This is a genomic window from Rathayibacter sp. AY1F4 (genome assembly GCF_002931775.1).
In the GTDB taxonomy this organism is placed as follows: Bacteria; Actinomycetota; Actinomycetes; order Actinomycetales; family Microbacteriaceae; genus Rathayibacter.
In genome coordinates, this window is record NZ_PSVE01000023.1 from 1 (window position 1) to 19909 (window position 19909).

The window sequence follows — 19909 nt, forward strand, 5'->3', positions numbered from 1 at the left end:
GGACTGGGAGGCGGGGACGGAGGCGGTCACGCCGCCGCGCCCGCCCCTAGGCTCGACGGCGTGACCGCCTCCGTCCCCGCCTCCCAGTCCCGGCCCCGCGACGTCGTCGGCATTGTCGGCCTCGTCCTCGCGATCGTCCTCGTCCTCGCGCAGATCGGGCGGACCGCGCTCACCACGGCCATCCCGGTCCTCGCGTTCCAGGGCGGCTTCGACACCGCGCAGATCGGGGCGCTCTTCGCCGCCCTCGGGGTCACGATGCTCGTGCTCGCGACGGCGACCGCGATCGTCGGCGTCATCGGCGTCGCGCGGAAGGACCGCGCCCGGCTGCTCTCGGCCGTCACGCTCGGCGTCGGCGCCAGCGTCGCGATCGTCGAGCTGGGAGCGCTCGTCGTCCCGCCCCTGGTCGGCCTCTCGCTCCAGTACTGACGAGGCCCGCCGGAGCGCATCCGCCCCGCGGCCTCGCAGGATCCGCACGGCGCCGCGTCCGTTCCTCGCGCTCCCCTGCGCCGCGACGGCCCTGCCGACTCCCCCGCGATGCGCCAGGATGGGGGCATGACGACACGCGTGGACGGCCTCTTCGTCTACCCGGTGAAGGGCCTGACCCCGCAGCCGCTCCCCCGCGTCGAGCTCACCGCCGGCCGCGGCGTCCCCTTCGACCGCACGATCGCCCTCGCCCGCCCCGGCGGCGCCTACCGGCCCGGCATGCGGCACGGCATCTCCAAGCGCGAGTACTTCGTCCTCGTCGCCGAGGCCCGCCTCGCCGGCCTGACCACGCACCTCGACCCCGACAGCGGAGTGCTCACCGTCGACGTCCGCGGCCACCGGGTCCTCTCCGCCGACCTGGGCGCGGAGGACGGACGGGCCGCACTGCGCTCCTTCGCCGCCCGAGTGCTCGACCTGCCGCCCGGCGTCGAGCCCGTGATCGCCCAGGACGCGGGGCGCCGCTACACCGACACCGCCCACAACTCCGACGTCGAGATGGAGTACGTCTCGCTGATCAACCTGGCCAGCGTCCGCGACCTCGCCGAGCGCACCGGCCGGAGCGTCGATCCGCTGCGGTTCCGCGGGAACATCCACCTCGAGGGGCTGCCCGCGTGGAGCGAGCTCGAGCTGCTCGGCCGCGAGCTGAGCGCGGGCGGGCTGCGGCTGCGGATCACGAAGGCCACCGAGCGGTGCGCTGCGACCGAGGTCGAGCCGGGCACCGGTCGGCGCGACCTGCCGGTCCCCCGGCTGCTGCACGAGACCTACGGCCACGAGCTCCTCGGCGTCTACGCGGAGGTCCTCGACGGCGGCACGCTCGGCGTGGGCGACGAGCTGGTGCTCCGTGGCTGAGCTGCGGCTCGTGGTGGCCGAGCGCGAGGCGCTCACCCCGGCCGTCACCCGCTTCGTGCTGCGGCGCGAGGACGGCGCCCCGCTGCCCGGCTACTCGGCCGGCGCGCACCTCACGCTCACGACCCCCTCCGGCGAGCGGCGCAGCTACAGCCTCGTCGAGCCGGGATCCGCGGAGCCGTCGCATTACGCGATCGCGGTGCGCCGGGAGCCCGGGGGCCGGGGCGGATCGCGGAGCCTCCACGACGACGTCCGCGTCGGCGACGTCCTCTCCTCCGCGCCGCCCGCGAACACCTTCGCCCTCCGGCCCGCCGCCCGCTACCTCCTGATCGCCGGCGGGATCGGCGTCACCCCGATCCGCGCGATGGCCGCCGAGCTCCGGGCGCAGGGCTCGGCCGTGCAGGTCGTCTACCTCAGCCGCACCCCCGAGGACACGGCGTGGCTCGACGAGTTCTCCGCCGACGGCTCCCTCGTGCACCACAGCGCGATCCACGGCCGGCTCGACCTCTGGCCGCTCGTCGCCGAGCCCGATGACGACGCCCGGATCTACTGCTGCGGTCCGTCCGCGCTGATCGACGAGGTCCTCGCCCTCACGATGCACTGGCGGCCGAGCCGGATCCACGTCGAGGACTTCGCGGGCGTCGACGCCGTCGGCGACCGGGCCGTCCCCTTCGCCGCCGTCTGGGAGCCGACCGGAGCCGTTGTGGAGGTCCCGGCCGACCGCTCGCTCCTCACCGCGCTCCGCTCCTCCGGGATCGACGTCGACTCCTCCTGCGAGTCGGGCACGTGCGGCACCTGCCGCCTGCGCCTCGTCGGCGGGACGGCGGAGCACCGCGACCTGGTGCTGACCCCCGAGGAGCAGGACCGCTGGATCATGCCGTGCGTCTCGCGCTCCGCCGGCGGCGAGCTGGTCGTCGCCCCGGAGTGACGGAGCGACGGGGCGACGGGGCGACGGGGCCGGTCCCCACGCGCGCCGGCCGACACGCGTCGGCCGTCGTGTGACGCCGCGTGACGGGCGCCCGGCGCCCGGTCCCCCGCATGCCTAGGCTCCCGGACGGGGGACCACGACCGTCACGACCGAAGGACTTCCGATGACCAGCACCTCCGTCCGCACCCAGCTCGACGAGTTCACCGTCGGCTTCGACGACACGGTCGGCCCCGAGCTCGCCGCCGTCTTCTCCGGCGAGCGCGACGACCTCGTCGCCGCCGGCGCCCCGAGCGGAGCCGTCACCGCCGGCGACGCGCTCCCCTCCGCCTCCGTCGTGACCGTCGACGGCGACACCGTCGACCTCGCGGACGTCCTCGGCGCGGGCCCGGCCGTCCTCGTCTTCTACCGCGGAGCCTGGTGCCCGTACTGCAACATCACGCTCAAGCACTACAACGAGACCCTCGCCCCCGAGCTCGCGTCGCGCGGAGTCGCCCTCGTCGCGATCAGCCCGCAGACCCCCGACGGGTCGCGCGCGGCGGTCGCGAACGGCGACCTGGGCTTCACCGTCGTCTCCGACCCCGGCAACACGCTCGCGAGCGCTCTCGGCATCGTCACCGCCCCCAGCGGCGACGCGCAGGAGGCGCACACCGCGCTCGGCTTCGCCGTGAAGGACAGCAACGCCGACGCCACCCCGGCCGTTCCGTACCCGACCGTCCTGGTCGTCGACGCCGACCGGATCGTCCGCACGGCGGACGTGCACGTCGACTACACGACGCGCACGGAGACCGAGGAGATCCTCGCCGATGTCGACGCGCTCTGACACCTCCGCTCGCACCCTGAGCACGCGCGGCGGTCGAGCGCACCCCCTCGCCCGCCGCGCCGCCGCTGCCTAGGCTCGACCCGTGACAGCGGAGACGGACGTGCTCGTGGTCGGCGGCGGTCCGGTCGGACTCCTGCTCGGCGCGCTCCTGGCACGGGCGGGCACGGACGTGCAGGTGTGGGAGCGGCGCTCCTCGGTGCCGCGCGGCTCGCGGGCGATCGGCATCCATCCGCCGTCGCTCGACGCGTTCGCCGCGATCGGCGCCGATGCTCCCGTGCTGGCCGAGGCCACCCGGGTCCGCGAGGGCGTCGCGCGCAGCCGGGGCCGCACCCTCGGCACGCTCTCGTTCGCGCGCGCCTCCGCGACGCACCCCTACGTCGTCACCCTCGACCAGCACCGCACCGAGGCGATCCTCCGCGAGAGCCTCGAGGCGGCGGCCCCGGACGCGCTGCGCCCCGGGGTCGCGCTGACCGGCCTGCTCCGTCGGGGCTCGACCGTCGAGGCGACCGGCACCGGACCGGGCGGCGAGCCGGTCTCCGTCCGCGCCGCCTTCGTCGTGGGAGCCGACGGCGCCCGGAGCACCGTCCGCGACCTGCTCGGGATCCGCACCACCGGCCGCGACTACCCGGACCGCTACGTGATGGGGGACTTCGCCGACCCCGAGCCCGGCGGTCTCACCGGCACCGCGCTGGTCGACGTCGGCCCGGCCGGAGTGGTGGAGTCCTTCCCGCTGCCGGGCGGCCGGCGCCGGTACGTCGCCCTGAGCGGCCCCGACCGCTCCCTCGGCGCCCCCGCCTGGCGGCCCGAGGAGGCCCCCGACCAGGAGGCCGCGCGCGCCCTGGCCGCCGCTGTCCGCGACCGGACGGGCGCCGACGCCGACCCGGAGACCTGCACGATGCTCAGCGGCTTCCAGGTGCGGCGCCGCGAGGCCGAGCGGATGGGCGTCGGCCGCGTCGTGCTCATCGGGGACTCCGCACACGAGATCAGTCCGATCGGCGGGCAGGGCATGAACCTCGGCTGGCTCGACGCCGCCGAGCTCGCCCCGCTCCTGGCCGGTGCCGTGCGCCGCGGCGAGGCCGGCCCCTGGCCCGGCTTCGCCCGGCGGCGCACCACCGCGGCCCGGCGCGCGGCGCGGCAGGCGGAGGCGAACATGGCGCTCGGACGCCCGCTCGGCACGCTCGCGCACCGCGGCCGCGAGGCGTTCCTCCGCACCGCCCTCGCCCTGCCGACCTCGGACCTGCTCGCCCGCGTCTACGCGATGCGCTGGTCCTGAGACCGCCGGCGGCCGGTCAGCCGACCAGCCGCGCGCCCGCCAGCCCGAGCTCGACCACCAGCACGAGCGAGGCCGCGATCACCAGCCGGAACAGGGTGCGCGTGGGCGGGCCGGTCAGCACCAGGCGGATGCCCGCCGCGGCGAGCACGACCACCGCGAGGGTCCCGATCACCGCGAGCACCACGCCCGTCCCGCGCACCGGCTGGTCGCCGACGAGCTGCCCGACGAGCACGAGCAGCGCGGCGACCACCAGCGACCCGAAGGCGACGACTCCGGAGAGCCGCAGGCCGAGGCGGTGCGGGAAGCCGCGGACCCCGGTGGCCTCGTCGTCGACCAGGTCGGGGAGCACGTTCGTGCAGTGGATCGCGACGCCGAACACGGCGCCGGTCGCGATCGCCCACCAGGCGGGGAGCCGGCCGTCGCCCGCCGCCACCGCCACCACCGGCAGCAGCCCGAAGGCGACCACGAACGGAGCGACCGACCAGACCGTGCGCTTGAGCCCCGCGTCGTAGGCCCAGCCCGCGGCGACCAGCACCAGGTGCGCGACCGCGGCGACCGGTCCGAGCAGCAGCGAGAGCACCACGGCGGCCACGGCCGTCCCCAGTGCGGCGGCGCGGACGGCGCCCACGCCGATCAGCCCCTGCGCAACCGGCTTGTCGGTGCGCCCCACCGCGCGGTCGCGGTCGGCGTCGATCCAGTCGTTCGCGAGCCCGATCGAGAGCTGCCCGAGCAGCACGGCGAGCGCCACCAGCACGACCTGCCCGAGCGGATGCCCGGACGCCGCCGCGATCACGGTCGCCAGCACGGTGACCGTCACGGTCGGCCCGGGGTGCGACGAGGCCAGCAGGAGTCGCACCCGGGACGTCATCCCGCCAGCCTACGGTCGCGGCGGCACAGCGGGGCGCCGGTCGCGCTCCCCTCCCCGGAGCGGGATCCAGCGTGGTCCGTGCGCGGCGCCCTCATCAGCCGGCGACGGGAATGGCCCGGGATGGGGCAGGGTTGCACCACCCGGCATCCCGACTCAGGAAGAAGGCCTCGTGGACCTCGTGCACTGGCTGTTCGACGCGCAGATCGTCATCGGCGAGCAGACCGTCCTCTGGCGGGAGGTCATCGGCAACGTCTTCGGGCTCCTCAGCGCCCTCGGCGGGATGCGGCGGAAGGTCTGGGCCTGGCCCGTCGGCCTCGTCGGCAACGTGCTGCTGTTCACGGTCTTCATGGGCGCCCTGTTCGGCACTCCGAACCCCGTCAACCTGCTCGGCCAGGCCGGGCGGCAGGTGATGTTCATCCTGGTCAGCGTCTACGGCTGGTACCGGTGGACCCACCGCCCCGACGACTCCGCCACCCTGATCGAGCCGCGGTGGGCGTCGTGGCGCACCCGCTGCCTGCTGGTGCTCGGGATGGTCGGCGGCACCGCGGTGCTGACCCCCGTGTTCCGCGCGCTCGGTTCCTACGAGCCGGTCTGGAGCGACGCGTGGATCTTCGTCGGCTCCGTCCTCGCCACCTACGGCATGGCGAAGGGCTGGACCGAGTTCTGGCTCATCTGGGTGGCCGTCGACCTGGTCGGCGTGCCGCTGCTGTTCTCGGCCGGGTACTACGCGTCGGGGCTGATGTACGTCTTCTACGGCGCGTTCACCCTGGTCGGCTTCTTCGTCTGGATGCGGCAGGGGACCCGTCCGTCCGCCGCTCCGATCACGGTCGGCTAGCTCTAGCAGCCCGCCGCCGCCGGCGGAAGTGGCCGTGCGGGAGGCGCTGTCGGTGGTCCACTGGGAGCGGAGGCGCCCGCCTCCCCCACCAGGAACGGACGCCATGCTCTCCCTCGTCTACTCCAGCCGCACCTCCGCCGGCTTCACGGACGCCGACCTCCCCGCGCTGCTCGCCCAGTGCCGCGCGAACAACGAGCGCCTCGGCCTGACCGGCATGCTCCTGCACCGCGACGGCCGGTTCCTCCAGGTGCTCGAGGGGCCGGACGAGGTCCTGCGCGAGCGGATGGCCGTCATCGCCGCCGACGAGCGCCACGCGCAGCTGCGCACCCTCCTCGAGGAGCCGATCCGGGAGCGGCTGTTCCCGGAGTGGTCGATGGCGTTCGAGTCCGCCGCCGACGCCGAGGCCGCCGGGCTGCGCACCTCCTTCGACGACCTCGACGACGCCGAGGCCGAGAGCGCGACGCTCCCGGCCCTGCGCGAGCTCATCCGCTTCTTCCGCGAGCGGAGCTAGTCGGAGCTGGGCGGAGCTGGCCGGGACGCCGGGATCGCGGTGGTTCCGCCGCCGGGACCCGACGCCCGTCACTCCTCCGCCGAGGGAGGAGCGAGCCGGTCGAGCCGCGCCAAGAGCGGGGCGAAGCCGTCGCCGAGCAGGGCGCTCAGCGGCTCGCCGAACCAGAATCGCCAGACGGTGTCGAGCTCCTCGCCGGTGATCCGTCCTCGGCGCAGGAGGGTGCTCGCGATCGGGGCCGCCTCAGACGCGTACTCGTCGCGGGGAGCGCCGTCCTCGCGACCCGGCTCGAGTCCGTAGGGATCGACCGCGTCGAGCTCCCGCAGGACGGCCGCCAGCATCGCGTCACGGCGTTCCGCGGTCGCGCCGTCCTGATCCGTCGGTGCTCGGCGCTTCATCGCGAGAAGGTTCCGAGCCCACTCCTCGTCGTCCATTCGCCGTCTCCGATCTCTCTGGATGCCGCGCCTTCTCGACGCCTTTCTCTTCTTTCGGCGCCGGCTCGTCGAGGCACAAGGGAACCGCCTCTCCGACGGCTTGTCATTCCCCCGCGAGAAAGGCGCGGACGCCTTCCCGCGTCAGTCCCGAGGCGACGGCGAGCCGGTGCTCTCCGGCCCCGAGTCGCGCGGCTCCGCGGAGTGCCGCGGCCTTTTCTCCGCCCTCGCCGGAAGTCCCGCTCCCGAATGCCGCGAATTCCGCGGACACCCGATCGAGAGCGTCGACGACATCGCCGGACACGCTCTCCGGCGGCTCGCCGAGATCGATGCGCCAGCCTCTCCCGGACTTCTCGTCGCTGTCGTTCACACGGAGGAAAGTACCCCGGACCGCAGGGTGGCGCCTGTGATCGCCCGACGCCGTCGCGCCCCAGGGATCCGTCGTCGACGTCCGAGCGCACACGCCTGCCGGTCCGGAGAGGACGGCCTTCGAGGACTGTCCCGCGGACCTCGTCGCCGTGCTCCGCTCCGATGCGGCCTTCGCCTCGGCCGAGGTCTTCGACGGCTGACCCGACCGCGGCGACCACCCGCTGCGACGACCGCGGGGCGGAGGCGCGGATCGCGTCGTTCCGGCGCGCCCGCACCAGCGGTGCCGGAACGTCCGGCCGATCCGGGAGCGGCACCCGTCCGAGCCGTCGAGGTTCCGTCGGTGTGCAGGCCCCCGCGCCGAGGGACGTAAAGTGTGCTCACACGCGCCCGCGGACGGGCGAGCCGCCCGTGAGGGCGCCCCGGTCCTGCGTCGGAGGCGCCGATCACAGAGAGCCGCGGTGCCCGATGCCGGAAGACAAGCCCGCGTCGCGGGCGCCGAGCATCTACGACGTCGCCCGCGCGGCCGGCGTCTCGCACCAGACCGTCTCCCGGGTCCTGAACGACCACCCGAGCCTCCGCGCCGAGACGAAGAAGCGCGTGCTCGAGGTCATGGCCGAGCTCGACTACCGCCCCAACCTCGCCGCGCGGGCACTGGTCACCAGCCGCACCCGCACCGTCGGCGTGCTGTCCTCGCAGAGCCTGCAGTACGGTCCGGCCTCCAGCATCCAGGCCATCGAGGTGGCGGCGCGCGACGCGGGCTACCTCGTCGTCACGGCCAACGTCGACGGCACCGACGGCGCGTCGATCCAGGCCGGGATCCGGCATCTGCTCAACCAGGCGGTCGAGGGCCTCGTGGTCGTCGCCCCGCAGATCCGCGTCTTCGACATCCTCTCCGGAGTCGCGCTGCGCATCCCGCACGTGACGCTGCAGACGAGCGAGGACGACCGCGACGACGCGCTCTACGTCGACCAGATGGCCGGCGCCCGCATCGCCACCGGGCACCTGATCGACCTCGGGCACACCGAGATCGTGCACCTCGCCGGCCCGCAGGACTGGATCGAGGCCGAGGCGCGGATGCGCGGCTACCTCGCCGAGCTCGACCACCGCTCGATCCCGCTGCGCCCGCCGCTGCTCGGCGACTGGAGCGCCGAGCGCGGCCACCGCGTGGGCCTCGAGCTCTCGCGCTTCCTCGACTTCACCGCGGTGTTCGCGGGGAACGACCAGATGGCGCTCGGACTGATGAGCGCCTTCCACGAGCGCGGGGTCCGCGTGCCGGAGGACGTCAGCGTCATCGGCTTCGACGACATCCCCGAGGCGGCGTTCTACTGGCCGCCGCTGACCAGCGTCCGCCAGGACTTCGTGGAGCTCGGACGCCGGTGCGTGGCCGCGCTGCTCAGCCTGATCGAGGGCGAACGGCCGGAGAAGGCGGCGCCGATCGCTCCGCAGCTGGTCGTCCGCGGATCCACGGCCGTCCCCCGGAGCGCGAGCGTCACCGCCTCGCGCTGACCGGCGGCCGCGACGCCCTCGCGCCGCGACCGCCCGCGATCACTCGCCGTGAGCGGCGATCGACACGTCGTTCCAGCGCTTCCAGGTCTCGAGGCGCGTCTCGTAGTCCGCCGTCGCGATGCCCAGCGGCGCGCGCCCGAAGAAGATCCGCAGCGGCGGCTCGTCCGCGTCCACGACCGCGAGGATCCCGAGGCGCGAGGCCCGCGGGTCGCCCTGCTGAGCGGCGGAGGGGCGTCGGCTCGCTGCCTCGCGGACCTCGTCGTACGCAGCGATCGGCTCGCTGCGCGACGCGGAGGGACCGGACCAGTCGGTCGAGTACCCGCCGGGCTCGACGAGGGTCACGTGGATCCCGAAGCCGGCGACCTCGGCGGCCAGCGACTGGGTGAAGCCCTCGAGCGCCCACTTCGACGCGTGGTACGCGCCGATCGAGGGGAACGCGCTGATGCCTCCGATGCTCGACACCTGGACGATGTGCCCCGAGCCCTGCTCGCGGAGGATCGGCAGCGCGGCCTGGGTGACCCAGAGGGCGCCGAAGACGTTGGTCTCGAGCTGCGCGCGGACCTCCTCCTCGGTGAGCTCCTCGATCATGCCGAAGTGCCCGTAGCCGGCGTTGTTGATCACGACGTCCAGGCGCCCGAAGCGCTCGGCCGCGGCCTGCACGGCGGCGAAGTCCGCGTCGCGATCGGTCACGTCCAGGGTCAGCGGGAGGAACGTGTCCGGGTACTTCTCGACGAGAGCGTCGAGGGTCTCGATCCGGCGGGCGGTGCCGGCGACCGAGTCGCCGCGCTCGAGAGCCGCCTCGGCCCACTCGCGGCCGAAGCCCTTCGAGGCGCCGGTGATGAACCAGGTCTTCGTCATGGTGTGCGTCCTTTCGACAGTGCTGGACGCAACGCACGCGGCCCCTGCTCCCTTCCACGGCCGGGGACCCTTGACAGCACGCGGTGGAGGGCGGAGGACGGGCCGCCGGGAGCCGCCGATGTCCCGTTACCGAGTCGAGACATCCGCGTTGACACGAACGGCGCCGTCGGGTCTAGCATGACGCAATGTGATCGCTCACATGGCATCACAGCTCCGCCCCGATCCCGAGGGCGGCCCTGCATCCACTGCATTCAATGACGAAGGAATCACAGTGACCACAATGAAGCGCGCTCTCATCGCCGGCATCGCCGGCGGAGCGATGATCCTCTCCCTCGCCGCCTGCTCCTCCGGAACCGGTGGCGGCTCGGGCTCGGGATCCGGCGACGGCGGCCTCGTCGGCGTCGCGATGCCGACCAAGTCGTCCGAGCGCTGGATCGCTGACGGCAACAACGTCAAGTCGCAGCTCGAGGAGGCCGGCTACCAGGTCGACCTGCAGTACGCCGAGGACGACATCCCCACCCAGGTCTCGCAGCTCGAGAACATGATCACCAAGGGCGCCAAGGCCCTGATCGTCGCCTCGATCGACGGCACCACCCTCACGAGCGTGCTCGAGGAGGCCAAGGCCAACGACATCCCCGTCATCGCCTACGACCGCCTCATCCGCGACTCCGAGAACGTGGACTACTACGCCACCTTCGACAACTACAAGGTGGGCGTCCAGCAGGCCACCTCGCTCCTCGCGGGCCTGGGTCTCACCGACCTCACCGGCGCGAAGGCCGCCGACGCCCCCGCCGGCCCCTTCAACGTCGAGCTGTTCGCCGGAAGCCCCGACGACAACAACGCCACGTTCTTCTTCAACGGCGCGATGGACACCCTCCAGCCGTACATCGACGACAAGACGCTCGTCGTGAAGTCCGGTGAGACCGACTTCAACACCGTCGCCACGCTCCGCTGGGACGGCGAGGTCGCCCAGAGCCGCATGGAGGACATCCTCACCAAGACGTACTCCGACGGCTCCAAGGTCCAGGGCGTCCTCTCGCCCTACGACGGCCTCAGCCGCGGCATCATCTCGGCTCTGACCGACGCCGGCTACACCGTCGGCTCCGACTTCCCGATCATCACCGGTCAGGACGCCGAGCTCGACTCCGTCAAGGCGATCATCGCCGGCGAGCAGTACGCGACCATCTACAAGGACACCCGCGAGCTCGCCAAGGAGGCCGTGAAGATGGCCCAGGCCGTGCTCGAGGGCACCGAGCCCGAGGTCAACGACACCGACACCTACGACAACGGCAAGAAGGTCGTCCCGGCCTTCCTGCTCGAGCCGGTCATCGTCACCAAGGACCAGATCCAGTCCGTCCTCGTCGACGGCGGCTACTACACGGATGCGGAAGTGAACGGCTAGTCCTCTCTCCTCACCCGAGAAGGAACACCCCGGGAGGGCGCCCAGTGGGCGCCCTCCCCCACTACGAAGGAAGGGAGGCGGCGTGACCTCGAACATCCTCGAGATGCGCGGCATCACCAAGACGTTCCCGGGCGTGAAGGCGCTCCAGGACGTCACGCTCAACGCACAGCGCGGCGAAGTCCACGCGATCTGCGGGGAGAACGGCGCCGGCAAGTCGACGCTGATGAAGGTCCTGTCGGGTGTCTACCCGTACGGCACCTACGAGGGCGACATCGTCTTCGAGGACGAGGTGATGCAGTTCTCCAGCATCCGCGACTCGGAGGCGAAGGGCATCGTCATCATCCACCAGGAGCTGGCCCTCAGCCCCTACCTCTCCATCGCGGAGAACATCTTCCTCGGCAACGAGGTCCGCGGCTTCGGCGGCCTGATCGACTGGAACAAGACCAACCAGGAGGCGGCGTCGCTGCTGGCCCGGGTGGGTCTGCGCGAGAACCCGACGACCAAGATCCTCGACATCGGAGTCGGCAAGCAGCAGCTCGTCGAGATCGCGAAGGCGCTCTCCAAGCGGGTCAAGCTGCTCATCCTCGACGAGCCCACCGCGGCACTCAACGACGAGGACTCGGACCACCTGCTCGACCTGATCCTGCACCTCAAGGAGCAGGGGATCACGTCGATCATCATCAGCCACAAGCTGAACGAGATCAAGAAGATCGCGGACACCGTCACGGTCATCCGCGACGGCAAGACCATCGAGACGATCGCCCACGACGACGTCACCGAGGACCGCATCATCAAGGACATGGTCGGCCGCGACCTGGACCACCGCTACCCGGACCACACGCCGCACATCGGCGAGGAGATCCTGCGCGTGGTCGACTGGACCGCCCACCACCCCCAGGACCCGACCCGCGTCATGGTGGACAAGGTCAACCTGACGGTGCACCGCGGCGAGATCGTCGGCATCGCCGGGCTGATGGGCGCCGGGCGCACCGAGTTCGCGATGAGCCTCTTCGGCCGCTCCTACGGCAGCCGCATCTCGGGCCAGGTCTTCAAGGCCGGCAAGGAGATCAAGATCCGGAACGTCTCGGAGGCGATCGCCCACGGGCTCGCCTACGCGACCGAGGACCGCAAGCACTACGGCCTCAACCTCATCGACGACATCAAGCGGAACATCTCGCTCGCGTCGCTCGACAAGGTGGCCCGCGGCGGACTGGTCGACGACAACCGCGAGTTCGAGGTCGCCAACGAGTACCGCGGCAGCATGAACATCAAGTCGCCGACCGTGCTCGCCAAGACCGGCAAGCTCTCGGGCGGCAACCAGCAGAAGGTCGTCCTGTCGAAGTGGATCTACTCCGACCCCGACGTCCTCATCCTCGACGAGCCCACCCGCGGCATCGACGTGGGTGCGAAGTACGAGATCTACACCATCATCAACCGGCTCGCGGCGCAGGGTAAGGGGATCATCGTCATCTCCTCCGAGCTGCCGGAGCTGCTCGGCATCTGCGACCGCGTCTACGCGCTGTCGGAGGGCCGGATCACGGGCGAGCTGCCCATCGCCGAGGCGACGCCCGAGGCGGTCCTCACCCTCATGACCCAGGAGAAGCAACGATGACCGATCTGCAGAACGAACCGTCCACCGCGGCCGGTGCGCAGGTGAAGCCCACCGAGAACGCCTTCACGAAGCGCCTCAGCCACGTGCTGGGCGACCTCGGCAAGAACGGCATCTTCATCGCCCTCATCGTGGTGGTGCTGCTGTTCGAGGTGATGACCGGCGGAATCCTCCTCCGCCCCCAGAACATCTCGAACCTGATCGTCCAGAACGGCTACATCCTGATCCTCGCCATCGGCATGGTGATGGTCATCGTGGCCGGGCACATCGACCTCTCGGTCGGCTCGGTCGCGGCGTTCGTCGGAGCGATCTCGGGCGTCTTCGCGGTCAACATGGGTCTCCCGTGGTGGCTGTCGATCGTCCTCTCCCTCCTCATCGGCGCCCTGGTCGGAGCGTGGCAGGGCTTCTGGATCGCGTACGTCGGGATCCCGGCGTTCATCGTGACCCTGGCGGGCATGCTGATCTTCCGCGGCCTGGCGCTCGTCGTCCTCGGCAACGCGAACATCGGCTCCTTCCCGACCGAGTACCGCGCGCTGGGCAACGGCTTCCTCACCGACCTGTTCGGCGAGACCGACCTCGACCCGCTGTCGCTCGTCATCGGCGCGCTCGCGATCGTCGCCTTCGCCGTGCAGTCCGTGCGCACCCGCCGCGGCCGCCAGAAGTACGCGCAGAGCGTCGAGCCGGGCGCCTGGTTCGTCACCAAGCTCGTCCTCGTCTCCGTCGTGATCGCGGCCTTCTCCTTCGCGCTGGCCACCTTCAAGGGCATCCCGGTCACCCTGATCGTGCTCGCCGTGCTCGTCCTTATCTACGGCGTGGTCATGAACCGCTCCGTCTTCGGCCGCCACGTCTACGCGATCGGCGGCAACCTGCACGCCGCGGAGCTGTCCGGCATCAAGACCCGCAACGTCACCTTCTGGCTGTTCGTCAACATGGGCGTCCTCGCGGCGCTGGCCGGCCTCGTCTTCACCGCGCGACTCAACCTCGCCGGCCCGAAGGCGGGTGACGGCTTCGAGCTCGAGGCCATCTCGGCCGCCTTCATCGGCGGCGCGGCGGTCCAGGGCGGCGTCGGCACCATCGGCGGCGCGATCATCGGTGGCCTCATCATCGGCGTCCTGAACAACGGCATGTCGATCATGGGCATCGGCATCGAGTGGCAGCAGGCGGTCAAGGGCCTCGTGCTCCTGCTCGCGGTCGCCTTCGACGTCTACAACAAGCGCCGCTCGGGCGGACGCTAGGCCCTGCGGTCGTGCCCGACTGGTCGCGGTTCCTGCCGCTGAGCACCGGGCCCTCGGTCGACGAGACGGGCGTCAGCAACGACTGGCGCCCCCTCGTCGCCGAGAGGCTCGACCGCCTCGCCGTCCTGGCCGCCTCCCCCTCCACCACGGAGGGCGAGGCGGCCAGTGCCGTCTCCCGGGACGCCCTGCTCGGAGAGCTCGTCGTGCGGCTCTCGAGCAGCACCGGCCAGCGCCTCGCGACGCGGATGGGCGCCCGCGAGGCCTCCTCCCCTCCTCCTCCCGCCGAGGTCGCCCCGGCCCTGGCCGCTCTCGCCTCCGCTCGCCGCGCCGGCGCCGGTCCCCGCTCGGTCGCCGAGCTGGTCGAGGTCGTCCGCGTCGAGCTCGCCCTCTCCCCCGAGCCGCTCGCCCTCTCCTCCCGCATCACCGGCGGGGTGGCCCTGGACCGCCTGCAGCGCGCGCCGCTCGCGATCCGCGCCGCCGTCCGCGGTCGCACCCTCGCTCCGACCGACGCGGAGTGGGAGCTCGGCTCCGGCCCCGCCCTGCGCGTGCCGGCCGACGCGATCCTCCGCTTCCTGCTCGGCCTCGGGCCCTTCCCCGCCGAGCCGACCGCCTAGGCGGCGCCGCCACCTGCCCCCGGGCGGAGGCGGCGCCGCCCCGGTCGTAGCATCGGAGGATGACGCGCTCACTGCCGAGAAGCACCCCGTCCGCCCGCTCCGTCGACGCCGAGGGAGTGCTGGCCTTCGTCGACGGGGTCGAGGCCGCTCCCGGCGTCGAGCTGCACGGGCTGATGGTCGTGCAGGGCGGCGACGTCGTCGCCGAGGGCTGGTGGGCGCCGTACTCGGACGAGCGACTGCACCTCTTCTACTCGCTGAGCAAGAGCTTCACCGCGACCGCCGTCGGCCTCGCGGTCGCCGAGGGCCTGGTCGACCTGGACGCCACCGTCCTCTCGTACTTCCCCGAGCTCGACGACGAGATCACCGACCCGCGCTCGCGTGCGATCCGCGTCCGCCACGTCCTCGCGATGGCGAGCGGCCACTCCGCCGAGACGATCGACCGCGCCGAGGAGACGGACCCGATCGACCTGGTGCGCGGCTTCCTCCTCCTCCCGCCGGAGCAGGAGCCGGGCAGCGTCTTCGCCTACAACCAGCCCTGCACCTTCGCCGCCGCCGCGATCGTGCAGCGCGTGAGCGGGCAGTCGCTGACCGACTACCTGCGCCCGCGCCTGCTCGATCCGCTCGGCATCGGCGAGGTCGCCTGGCATCGCGACGACTCGGGGCGCGAGCTCGGCTACAGCGGGCTGCACGCCACCACCGAGGCGGCAGCTGCGCTCGGACTGCTGTACCTGCAGGAGGGGCGCTGGGGCGACCGGCGGATCCTCTCGCCGGAGTGGGTCGCCGAGGCGTCCCGCGCGCACGTCCCGACCCACGAGGACGGCGGACCGGACTGGCAGCAGGGCTACGGCTTCCAGTTCTGGCGGTCGCTGCACGGCTACCGCGCGGACGGCGCGTACGGGCAGTTCAGCCTGATCGTGCCCGAGCACGAGCTCGTGATCGCGCTGACCGGCCAGACCTCGGACACGCAGACGCTGCTCGCGCTCGCCTGGGAGCACCTGCTCCCCGCCGTCGGCCGAGGGTCCACGGCGGAGGCCGACGCCCGACTGGCCGACCGGCTGTCGGAGCTCGCCCTGCCCCCGCTCGAGGGCGCCTCCCCCGCGACCGGGAGCTACACGCCGGTCGGATCGTGGCCCGACGCCGTCGAGGTGACGGCCGACGAGGGCGGCTGGACGCTCGCGCTGACCGAGGGCGACGAGCGCTTCACGGTGACGCCCGGCGCGGGAGCCTGGACCGTCGACGGACCGTTCGCGGCGAGCGCCGGACCCTCGGGCGACGGAGTCCTGGTCGACGTCGTGTTCCTCGAGACCCCGCACCGCCTGCACGTCGAGCTCGCTCCCGACCGCACCGCCCGCGTCCGCTGGGAGACGGAGCCGCTGCACGGCGGCCCGCTCGCCGGGCTGCGCGCCCCGCGCTGACGGCAGGACCCGCTCCGCTCATCCGTCGCGAACGGCCCGTCCGCCCCTCGGCGACGGGCCGTTCGCGACGGATCGAGAGGGGTCGACCGCAGCCGCTACTTCCCGTCGATCCGGCCGAGGGCGGCCCCGTGGTGTCGGAAGGCGTCCCGCGCGGCGCCCCAGCTCCGCGGATCGACGCCGAGCGCGGTGCGGAGGTAGGCGGTGCTCAGCCGCTGCAGGGCGTCGACGCGCTCGGGGTCCGCGTCGGTCGTCTCCGCCACCGAGTCCCCGACGATCCCGCCGAGCGAGTGCTCCGCACCGTGGAGGGTCAGCAGGTCGGAGGCACCGGGGCTGTGCGTGAAGGCGTCGGTGAACCAGTCGGGGCCGCGCCGCGACATCCGCGACTGGTCGCGGTCGCCCGCGACGACCAGGGTCGGTGTGGTCAGCTCGGCGAACGAGGGCCGCAGGAAGGGGAAGTGCTCGCGGGCGAACGGCGCGAGGTCGTCCCCGGCGAGCCCGGTCGCCGCGAGCAGGATCCCGGCGCGGACCCGCTCGTCCGAGAGGTCGGCTCCGGCGGTGCCGTCGTCGTCGAGGACGCGGGCGCCGAGGAGGGCCTGCGCGGTCTGCCCGCCCCAGGAGTGGCCGGCCACGGCGATCCGGGCGCGGTCGATCCGTCCGGCGAGGCCGGGGACGGCCGCCTCGAGGGTGTCGAGCCGGTCGAGGGAGCGGGTCAGGTCGGCGATCCGCTCCGTCCAGATGCTCGGGAAGACCGGGTGGTCGAAGCCGAAGCCGTTGCGGCGGGAGTCGAGGTGGGTGGGCTGGATCACGACGAAGCCGCGGGACGCCCAGAAGGCGGTCAGCGGGGCGTAGCCGTCGAGGTTCCAGCCGTTGCCGTGCGAGAACAGCACGACGGGCAGATCCGACCCCGTCGTCGGGGCCGAGACGCGGACCTCGAGCGGGACGGGGCGGCCGGGGGCGTCGAGCACGACCGGAGCGAGGGAGACGACGGGGGCGCCGGGTCCGACGACGCGGTCGAGGGAGTCGAGGAGCGGAGTGGGCACGAGGGTCCTTCCTGGGGGGCGGCGCTCTGGCACAATCGTCGGAGCGCTGCTCCGGAACATTGCGGAGCACTGCTCCGGAACGTGATGGAGCTGCGCTCGGAGACATTACGGAGCGCCGCTCCGAAAAGCAAGGAGAACCGATGAGCGACCGTGCGCCCCGCACGCCCGGCCGACCGCGGACGAGTCGCGACGCTCTGCTCGCCGCCGCGGCGACGGTGTTCGTGGCCTCCGGCGTGGACGCGCCGGTCCGCGAGATCGCGGCGGAGGCCGGCGTCGGCATGGGGACGATCTACCGGCACTTCCCGACCCGCTCGGAGCTCGTGGTCGCCGTCTACCGCCACCAGGTCGAGGCCTGCGCGGAGGCGGGCCCACGGCTGCTCGCCGACAGCGCGACCACGGAGGCCGCCCTCCGGGCCTGGGTCGCCCACTTCGTCGACCTCCTGGTGACCAAGCACGGCCTCGCCGGTGCGCTCCAGGGCGACAGCGCCGGATCCGACGCCCTGCACGCCTACTTCGTGGAGCGGCTCGTCCCCGTCTGCGGCGACCTGCTCGAAGCGGCACGACCCGCCCGGATCCCGGCGTCGAGTCTCAGCGGCTACATGCTCCTCAAGGGCATCGGCAACCTCTGCATCGGCGCCGCCCACGATCCGGACTACGACGCCGACACACTCGTGCAGGCCCTCGTCACCGGAGCGCTGCAGGCGGATCAGCCCTGATCGCCTCCATGGTCCGCTCGACCGCGTCCTCGACCGCCGCCCTGCGGCTCGCGTCGTCCTCGCGCTCGGACTCGTGGACGAAGACGGCTCCGCCGCGCCGGGCTCCGCAGTAGTCGATGATCCCGTGCTGGATCTGCGTCAGCAGCGCCTGCTCGTAGCCGTGCCGCTCGTAGGTCCCGGCGGAGTCCCCCGCGACGAGGACGAGGTGGACGGTCAGAGCGCCGAGTCTGCGCTGCGTGCCGTGGACGGGGTCGATGTCGAAGGCCCAGCCGGCGAGGAAGACGCGGTCGATCCAGCCCTTCAGCAGCGCGGGCATCGACCACCAGTAGACGGGGAAGACGAGCACGAGGTGGTCGACGCCGTCGAGCCGGCGCTGCTCGCGGAGGACGTCGTCCGGAACCGCGCCGACACCGCGGTAGCGGTCCCGGTCGGCCGCGCCGAACCGCGGATCGAAGCCCTCGGCGTCGAGGTCGGCCGTCTCCACTCCGTCGGGGCCGAGCTCGTCCCGTAGCCGCCGGGCGAGGGCGGCGGTGAGGGAGTCGCGGTCGGGGTGCGCGGTGACGAGGAGGGTGCTCACCGCTCCAGTGAACCGCACCCGCCCTGCGGCACCCCTGGCAGGATGACCCGGTGACTCCGCACCGCTCCCCCCGCCGCCCCGACGTCGCATCCGTCGAGCTCGTCGGCGGACCGGAGCCGCTCGAGCTCGCCCTGCACGAGCACGAACCCGAGTGGTCCGCCCTGTTCGAGGAGCACCGGCGGCGCATCCTCGAGGCCGTCCCGGGCGTGCGGGTCGAGCACATCGGCTCGACCTCCGTCCCGGGCCTGCCCGCGAAGCCGATCATCGACGTGCTGGTCGTCGTGCCCGACGTCACGGCGGAGGAGGACCACGTCGCGCCGCTGCTCGAGGCCGGCTACGTCCTGCGCACCCGCGAGCCCGGGCACCGGCTCGTCCGCACGCCCGGACGGGACGCCCACGTCCACATCTACGAGGAGGGTCATCCCGCGATCGACGCGTACCTCCTCCTGCGCGACCGGCTGCGCACCGACCCGGCCGACCGCGAGCTCTACCGCAGCACGAAGGCGTCTCTCCTCCTCCGGCGCTGGGAGGACGGGAACGACTACGCCGAGGCGAAGTCCGCCGTGATCGCGGCCATCCTCGAGCGCGCGAGATCCTCGCAGCCCTGAGATCGATATCCGGAAGTACTGCAGAGCACTTGCCTGCTTCGGAGAGCACGGGTGAGCGTCGGGAAGAGATCTACCTGCCCTGGGCGGCGGACGCGGCGACCGCGGCGGACGGCTCCGTCGTGGGCGTGCCGACCGACGTGGGCGGCCTCAGCTTCGCCTACCGCGCGGACCTGTTCGAGCAGGCAGGCCTCCCCACCGATCCGGACGAGGTCGCCGCGCTCTGGAGCGACTGGGACGGCTTCCTCGCGACCGGCGAGAAGTACACGGCCGCGACCGGTGAGCCCTTCGTCGACAACGTGGAGACCAGCGTCTTCTACTCGACGATCAACCAGGTCACCGAGAAGTACTACTCCCCCGACGGCGAGCTCGCCTACGACACGAACCCGCAGGTGGAGGACGCCTTCGACATCGCCGTGAAGGCCTACGACGCGGGGATCAGCGCCGGCATCGCCGCCTTCTCCTCCGGCTGGGCACCCGGACGGGCGAACGGCTCGTTCGCCGTGACCGTCGCTCCGTCCTGGATCCTCCAGGGCATCACGACCGACGCCCCCGACACCGCGGGGAACTGGCGCGTCACCTCGGTCCCCGGAGTCGGCGGCAACTGGGGAGGCAGCGTCATCGCCATCGCAGCGCGGGCCGAGCACCCGCAGGCCGCGTGGCAGTACATCCAGACGATGATGTCGGCGGAGGGCCAGGAGGACCACTTCGCCACCTCCGGCACGTTCCCCGCCGCCCTGCAGAGCGACAGCGTCCGCGCCTACACCGATCCGTTCTTCGGCGACTCGAGGATCGGCGAGGTGATCGCGAGCTCGGTCGAGGACTTCCCCTCGTTCGTGAACGGCCCCGACACCGGAGCGATCGGCGCCGCCCTCTCGGGGGCGCTGGTCGAGCTGGAGTCGGGCAACGTCTCCTCCGCCGACGCCTTCTCGAGCGGGCTCGACAGCGCTCGCCAGGCGGTCGGCGGCTAG

At 72.7% G+C, this 19909-nt stretch carries 22 protein-coding genes; 16 read left to right on the forward strand and 6 right to left on the reverse strand.

Translation table 11 applies throughout. The features are described 5' to 3' along the window. Positions 1-60: 60 nt before the first annotated feature. The 5 genes from C5C59_RS13560 to C5C59_RS13580 all read left to right on the forward strand — a co-directional run bounded on the left by C5C59_RS13560 (position 61) and on the right by C5C59_RS13580 (position 4350). The gene (locus C5C59_RS13560; protein WP_104238227.1) at positions 61-426 is read left to right on the forward strand and encodes a hypothetical protein; all 366 of its coding nucleotides are present in this window, start codon (positions 61-63) and stop codon (positions 424-426) included. A gap of 126 nt (positions 427-552) precedes the next feature. Next, complete coding sequence (locus tag C5C59_RS13565; RefSeq protein WP_181133536.1) at positions 553-1332, forward strand: MOSC domain-containing protein; 780 nt, start codon at positions 553-555, stop codon at positions 1330-1332. Continuing rightward, positions 1325-2257, forward strand: coding sequence for a PDR/VanB family oxidoreductase (locus C5C59_RS13570; RefSeq protein WP_104238229.1), 933 nt, complete (start codon positions 1325-1327; stop codon positions 2255-2257). Before C5C59_RS13565 ends, C5C59_RS13570 begins: the two co-directional genes overlap by 8 nt. Before the next feature lie 163 nt (positions 2258-2420). Then, positions 2421-3077 (forward strand): peroxiredoxin-like family protein, encoded by a 657-nt coding sequence (locus C5C59_RS13575; RefSeq protein WP_104238230.1) that lies wholly within the window; start codon positions 2421-2423, stop codon positions 3075-3077. An 82-nt stretch (positions 3078-3159) separates the two neighbouring features. Next, a complete protein-coding gene (locus tag C5C59_RS13580; protein WP_104238231.1) occupies positions 3160-4350 on the forward strand; it encodes an NAD(P)/FAD-dependent oxidoreductase in 1191 nt (396 codons plus the stop codon). 16 nt (positions 4351-4366) lie between these two features. On the opposite strand, the gene C5C59_RS13585 is transcribed toward C5C59_RS13580, so the two are convergent. Beyond that, positions 4367-5218: a UbiA family prenyltransferase gene (locus C5C59_RS13585; RefSeq protein WP_104238232.1), complete on the reverse strand. Its 852-nt coding sequence runs from the start codon at positions 5216-5218 to the stop codon at positions 4367-4369. A gap of 169 nt (positions 5219-5387) precedes the next feature. On the opposite strand from C5C59_RS13585, the gene pnuC reads away from it, so the two are divergent. After that, positions 5388-6053 carry a nicotinamide riboside transporter PnuC gene (pnuC, locus tag C5C59_RS13590; RefSeq protein WP_104238233.1) on the forward strand — a complete coding sequence of 222 codons (666 nt, stop codon included), beginning with the start codon at positions 5388-5390 and terminating at the stop codon, positions 6051-6053. Between the two features lie 103 nt (positions 6054-6156). Then, the gene (locus C5C59_RS13595; protein ID WP_104238234.1) at positions 6157-6564 is read left to right on the forward strand and encodes a BLUF domain-containing protein; all 408 of its coding nucleotides are present in this window, start codon (positions 6157-6159) and stop codon (positions 6562-6564) included. A gap of 68 nt (positions 6565-6632) precedes the next feature. On the opposite strand, the gene C5C59_RS13600 is transcribed toward C5C59_RS13595, so the two are convergent. Together C5C59_RS13600 and C5C59_RS17050 are read right to left on the reverse strand one after the other, a co-directional pair. Beyond that, a complete protein-coding gene (locus C5C59_RS13600) occupies positions 6633-6959 on the reverse strand; it encodes a hypothetical protein (RefSeq protein WP_146082819.1) in 327 nt (108 codons plus the stop codon). A 139-nt stretch (positions 6960-7098) separates the two neighbouring features. After that, positions 7099-7362 carry a hypothetical protein gene (locus C5C59_RS17050; protein WP_146079685.1) on the reverse strand — a complete coding sequence of 88 codons (264 nt, stop codon included), beginning with the start codon at positions 7360-7362 and terminating at the stop codon, positions 7099-7101. Positions 7363-7826: 464 nt separating this feature from the next. Between C5C59_RS17050 and C5C59_RS13605 the strand changes: the two genes are divergently transcribed. Continuing rightward, positions 7827-8867 (forward strand): LacI family DNA-binding transcriptional regulator, encoded by a 1041-nt coding sequence (locus C5C59_RS13605; protein WP_104238236.1) that lies wholly within the window; start codon positions 7827-7829, stop codon positions 8865-8867. A gap of 39 nt (positions 8868-8906) precedes the next feature. Here C5C59_RS13605 and C5C59_RS13610 read toward each other — a convergent pair whose 3' ends face one another. Continuing rightward, positions 8907-9725, reverse strand: coding sequence for an SDR family oxidoreductase (locus C5C59_RS13610; RefSeq protein WP_104238237.1), 819 nt, complete (start codon positions 9723-9725; stop codon positions 8907-8909). Positions 9726-10005: 280 nt separating this feature from the next. Between C5C59_RS13610 and chvE the strand changes: the two genes are divergently transcribed. The 5 genes from chvE to C5C59_RS13635 all read left to right on the forward strand — a co-directional run bounded on the left by chvE (position 10006) and on the right by C5C59_RS13635 (position 16000). Continuing rightward, complete coding sequence (gene chvE, locus C5C59_RS13615) at positions 10006-11127, forward strand: multiple monosaccharide ABC transporter substrate-binding protein (protein ID WP_104238238.1); 1122 nt, start codon at positions 10006-10008, stop codon at positions 11125-11127. Positions 11128-11209: 82 nt separating this feature from the next. Then, a complete protein-coding gene (gene mmsA, locus C5C59_RS13620) occupies positions 11210-12739 on the forward strand; it encodes a multiple monosaccharide ABC transporter ATP-binding protein (protein ID WP_104238239.1) in 1530 nt (509 codons plus the stop codon). Beyond that, on the forward strand, positions 12736-13971 hold the full coding sequence (gene mmsB, locus C5C59_RS13625) for a multiple monosaccharide ABC transporter permease (RefSeq protein ID WP_104224982.1): 1236 nt from the start codon (positions 12736-12738) through the stop codon (positions 13969-13971). Before mmsA ends, mmsB begins: the two co-directional genes overlap by 4 nt. Positions 13972-13982: 11 nt before the next feature. Then, positions 13983-14585: a hypothetical protein gene (locus C5C59_RS13630; protein ID WP_104238240.1), complete on the forward strand. Its 603-nt coding sequence runs from the start codon at positions 13983-13985 to the stop codon at positions 14583-14585. 59 nt (positions 14586-14644) lie between these two features. Continuing rightward, the gene (locus C5C59_RS13635; RefSeq protein WP_104238241.1) at positions 14645-16000 is read left to right on the forward strand and encodes a serine hydrolase; all 1356 of its coding nucleotides are present in this window, start codon (positions 14645-14647) and stop codon (positions 15998-16000) included. 95 nt (positions 16001-16095) lie between these two features. Here C5C59_RS13635 and C5C59_RS13640 read toward each other — a convergent pair whose 3' ends face one another. Further along, entirely contained in the window at positions 16096-17040 is a 945-nt protein-coding gene (locus C5C59_RS13640) for a chlorophyllase (RefSeq protein ID WP_258062783.1), read from the reverse strand. A gap of 140 nt (positions 17041-17180) precedes the next feature. On the opposite strand from C5C59_RS13640, the gene C5C59_RS13645 reads away from it, so the two are divergent. Further along, a complete protein-coding gene (locus C5C59_RS13645) occupies positions 17181-17756 on the forward strand; it encodes a TetR/AcrR family transcriptional regulator (protein ID WP_104234505.1) in 576 nt (191 codons plus the stop codon). Here the strand turns inward: C5C59_RS13645 and C5C59_RS13650 are convergent. Then, positions 17725-18333, reverse strand: a complete 609-nt coding sequence (locus tag C5C59_RS13650) for an NAD(P)H-dependent oxidoreductase (protein WP_104238243.1) — start codon at positions 18331-18333, stop codon at positions 17725-17727. The two genes, C5C59_RS13645 and C5C59_RS13650, sit on opposite strands and share 32 nt — an antisense overlap. Positions 18334-18383: 50 nt before the next feature. On the opposite strand from C5C59_RS13650, the gene C5C59_RS17370 reads away from it, so the two are divergent. Both C5C59_RS17370 and C5C59_RS13660 read left to right on the forward strand, forming a co-directional pair. Continuing rightward, positions 18384-18941 (forward strand): GrpB family protein, encoded by a 558-nt coding sequence (locus C5C59_RS17370; protein ID WP_104238244.1) that lies wholly within the window; start codon positions 18384-18386, stop codon positions 18939-18941. 29 nt (positions 18942-18970) lie between these two features. Beyond that, positions 18971-19909, forward strand: a complete 939-nt coding sequence (locus C5C59_RS13660; RefSeq protein ID WP_181134909.1) for an ABC transporter substrate-binding protein — start codon at positions 18971-18973, stop codon at positions 19907-19909.

Bases quoted from the DNA above. Each gene is read 5' to 3' on its own strand.
- C5C59_RS13565 (WP_181133536.1), top strand. From the start codon at position 553: ATGACGACACGCGTGGACGGCCTCTTCGTCTACCCGGTGAAGGGCCTG.
- C5C59_RS13575 (WP_104238230.1), top strand. From the start codon at position 2,421: ATGACCAGCACCTCCGTCCGCACCCAGCTCGACGAGTTCACCGTCGGC.
- C5C59_RS13585 (WP_104238232.1), bottom strand. From the start codon at position 5,218: ATGACGTCCCGGGTGCGACTCCTGCTGGCCTCGTCGCACCCCGGGCCG.
- C5C59_RS13595 (WP_104238234.1), top strand. From the start codon at position 6,157: ATGCTCTCCCTCGTCTACTCCAGCCGCACCTCCGCCGGCTTCACGGAC.
- C5C59_RS13600 (WP_146082819.1), bottom strand. From the start codon at position 6,959: ATGAAGCGCCGAGCACCGACGGATCAGGACGGCGCGACCGCGGAACGC.
- C5C59_RS13605 (WP_104238236.1), top strand. From the start codon at position 7,827: ATGCCGGAAGACAAGCCCGCGTCGCGGGCGCCGAGCATCTACGACGTC.
- C5C59_RS13610 (WP_104238237.1), bottom strand. From the start codon at position 9,725: ATGACGAAGACCTGGTTCATCACCGGCGCCTCGAAGGGCTTCGGCCGC.
- chvE (WP_104238238.1), top strand. From the start codon at position 10,006: ATGAAGCGCGCTCTCATCGCCGGCATCGCCGGCGGAGCGATGATCCTC.
- mmsB (WP_104224982.1), top strand. From the start codon at position 12,736: ATGACCGATCTGCAGAACGAACCGTCCACCGCGGCCGGTGCGCAGGTG.
- C5C59_RS13635 (WP_104238241.1), top strand. From the start codon at position 14,645: ATGACGCGCTCACTGCCGAGAAGCACCCCGTCCGCCCGCTCCGTCGAC.
- C5C59_RS13645 (WP_104234505.1), top strand. From the start codon at position 17,181: ATGAGCGACCGTGCGCCCCGCACGCCCGGCCGACCGCGGACGAGTCGC.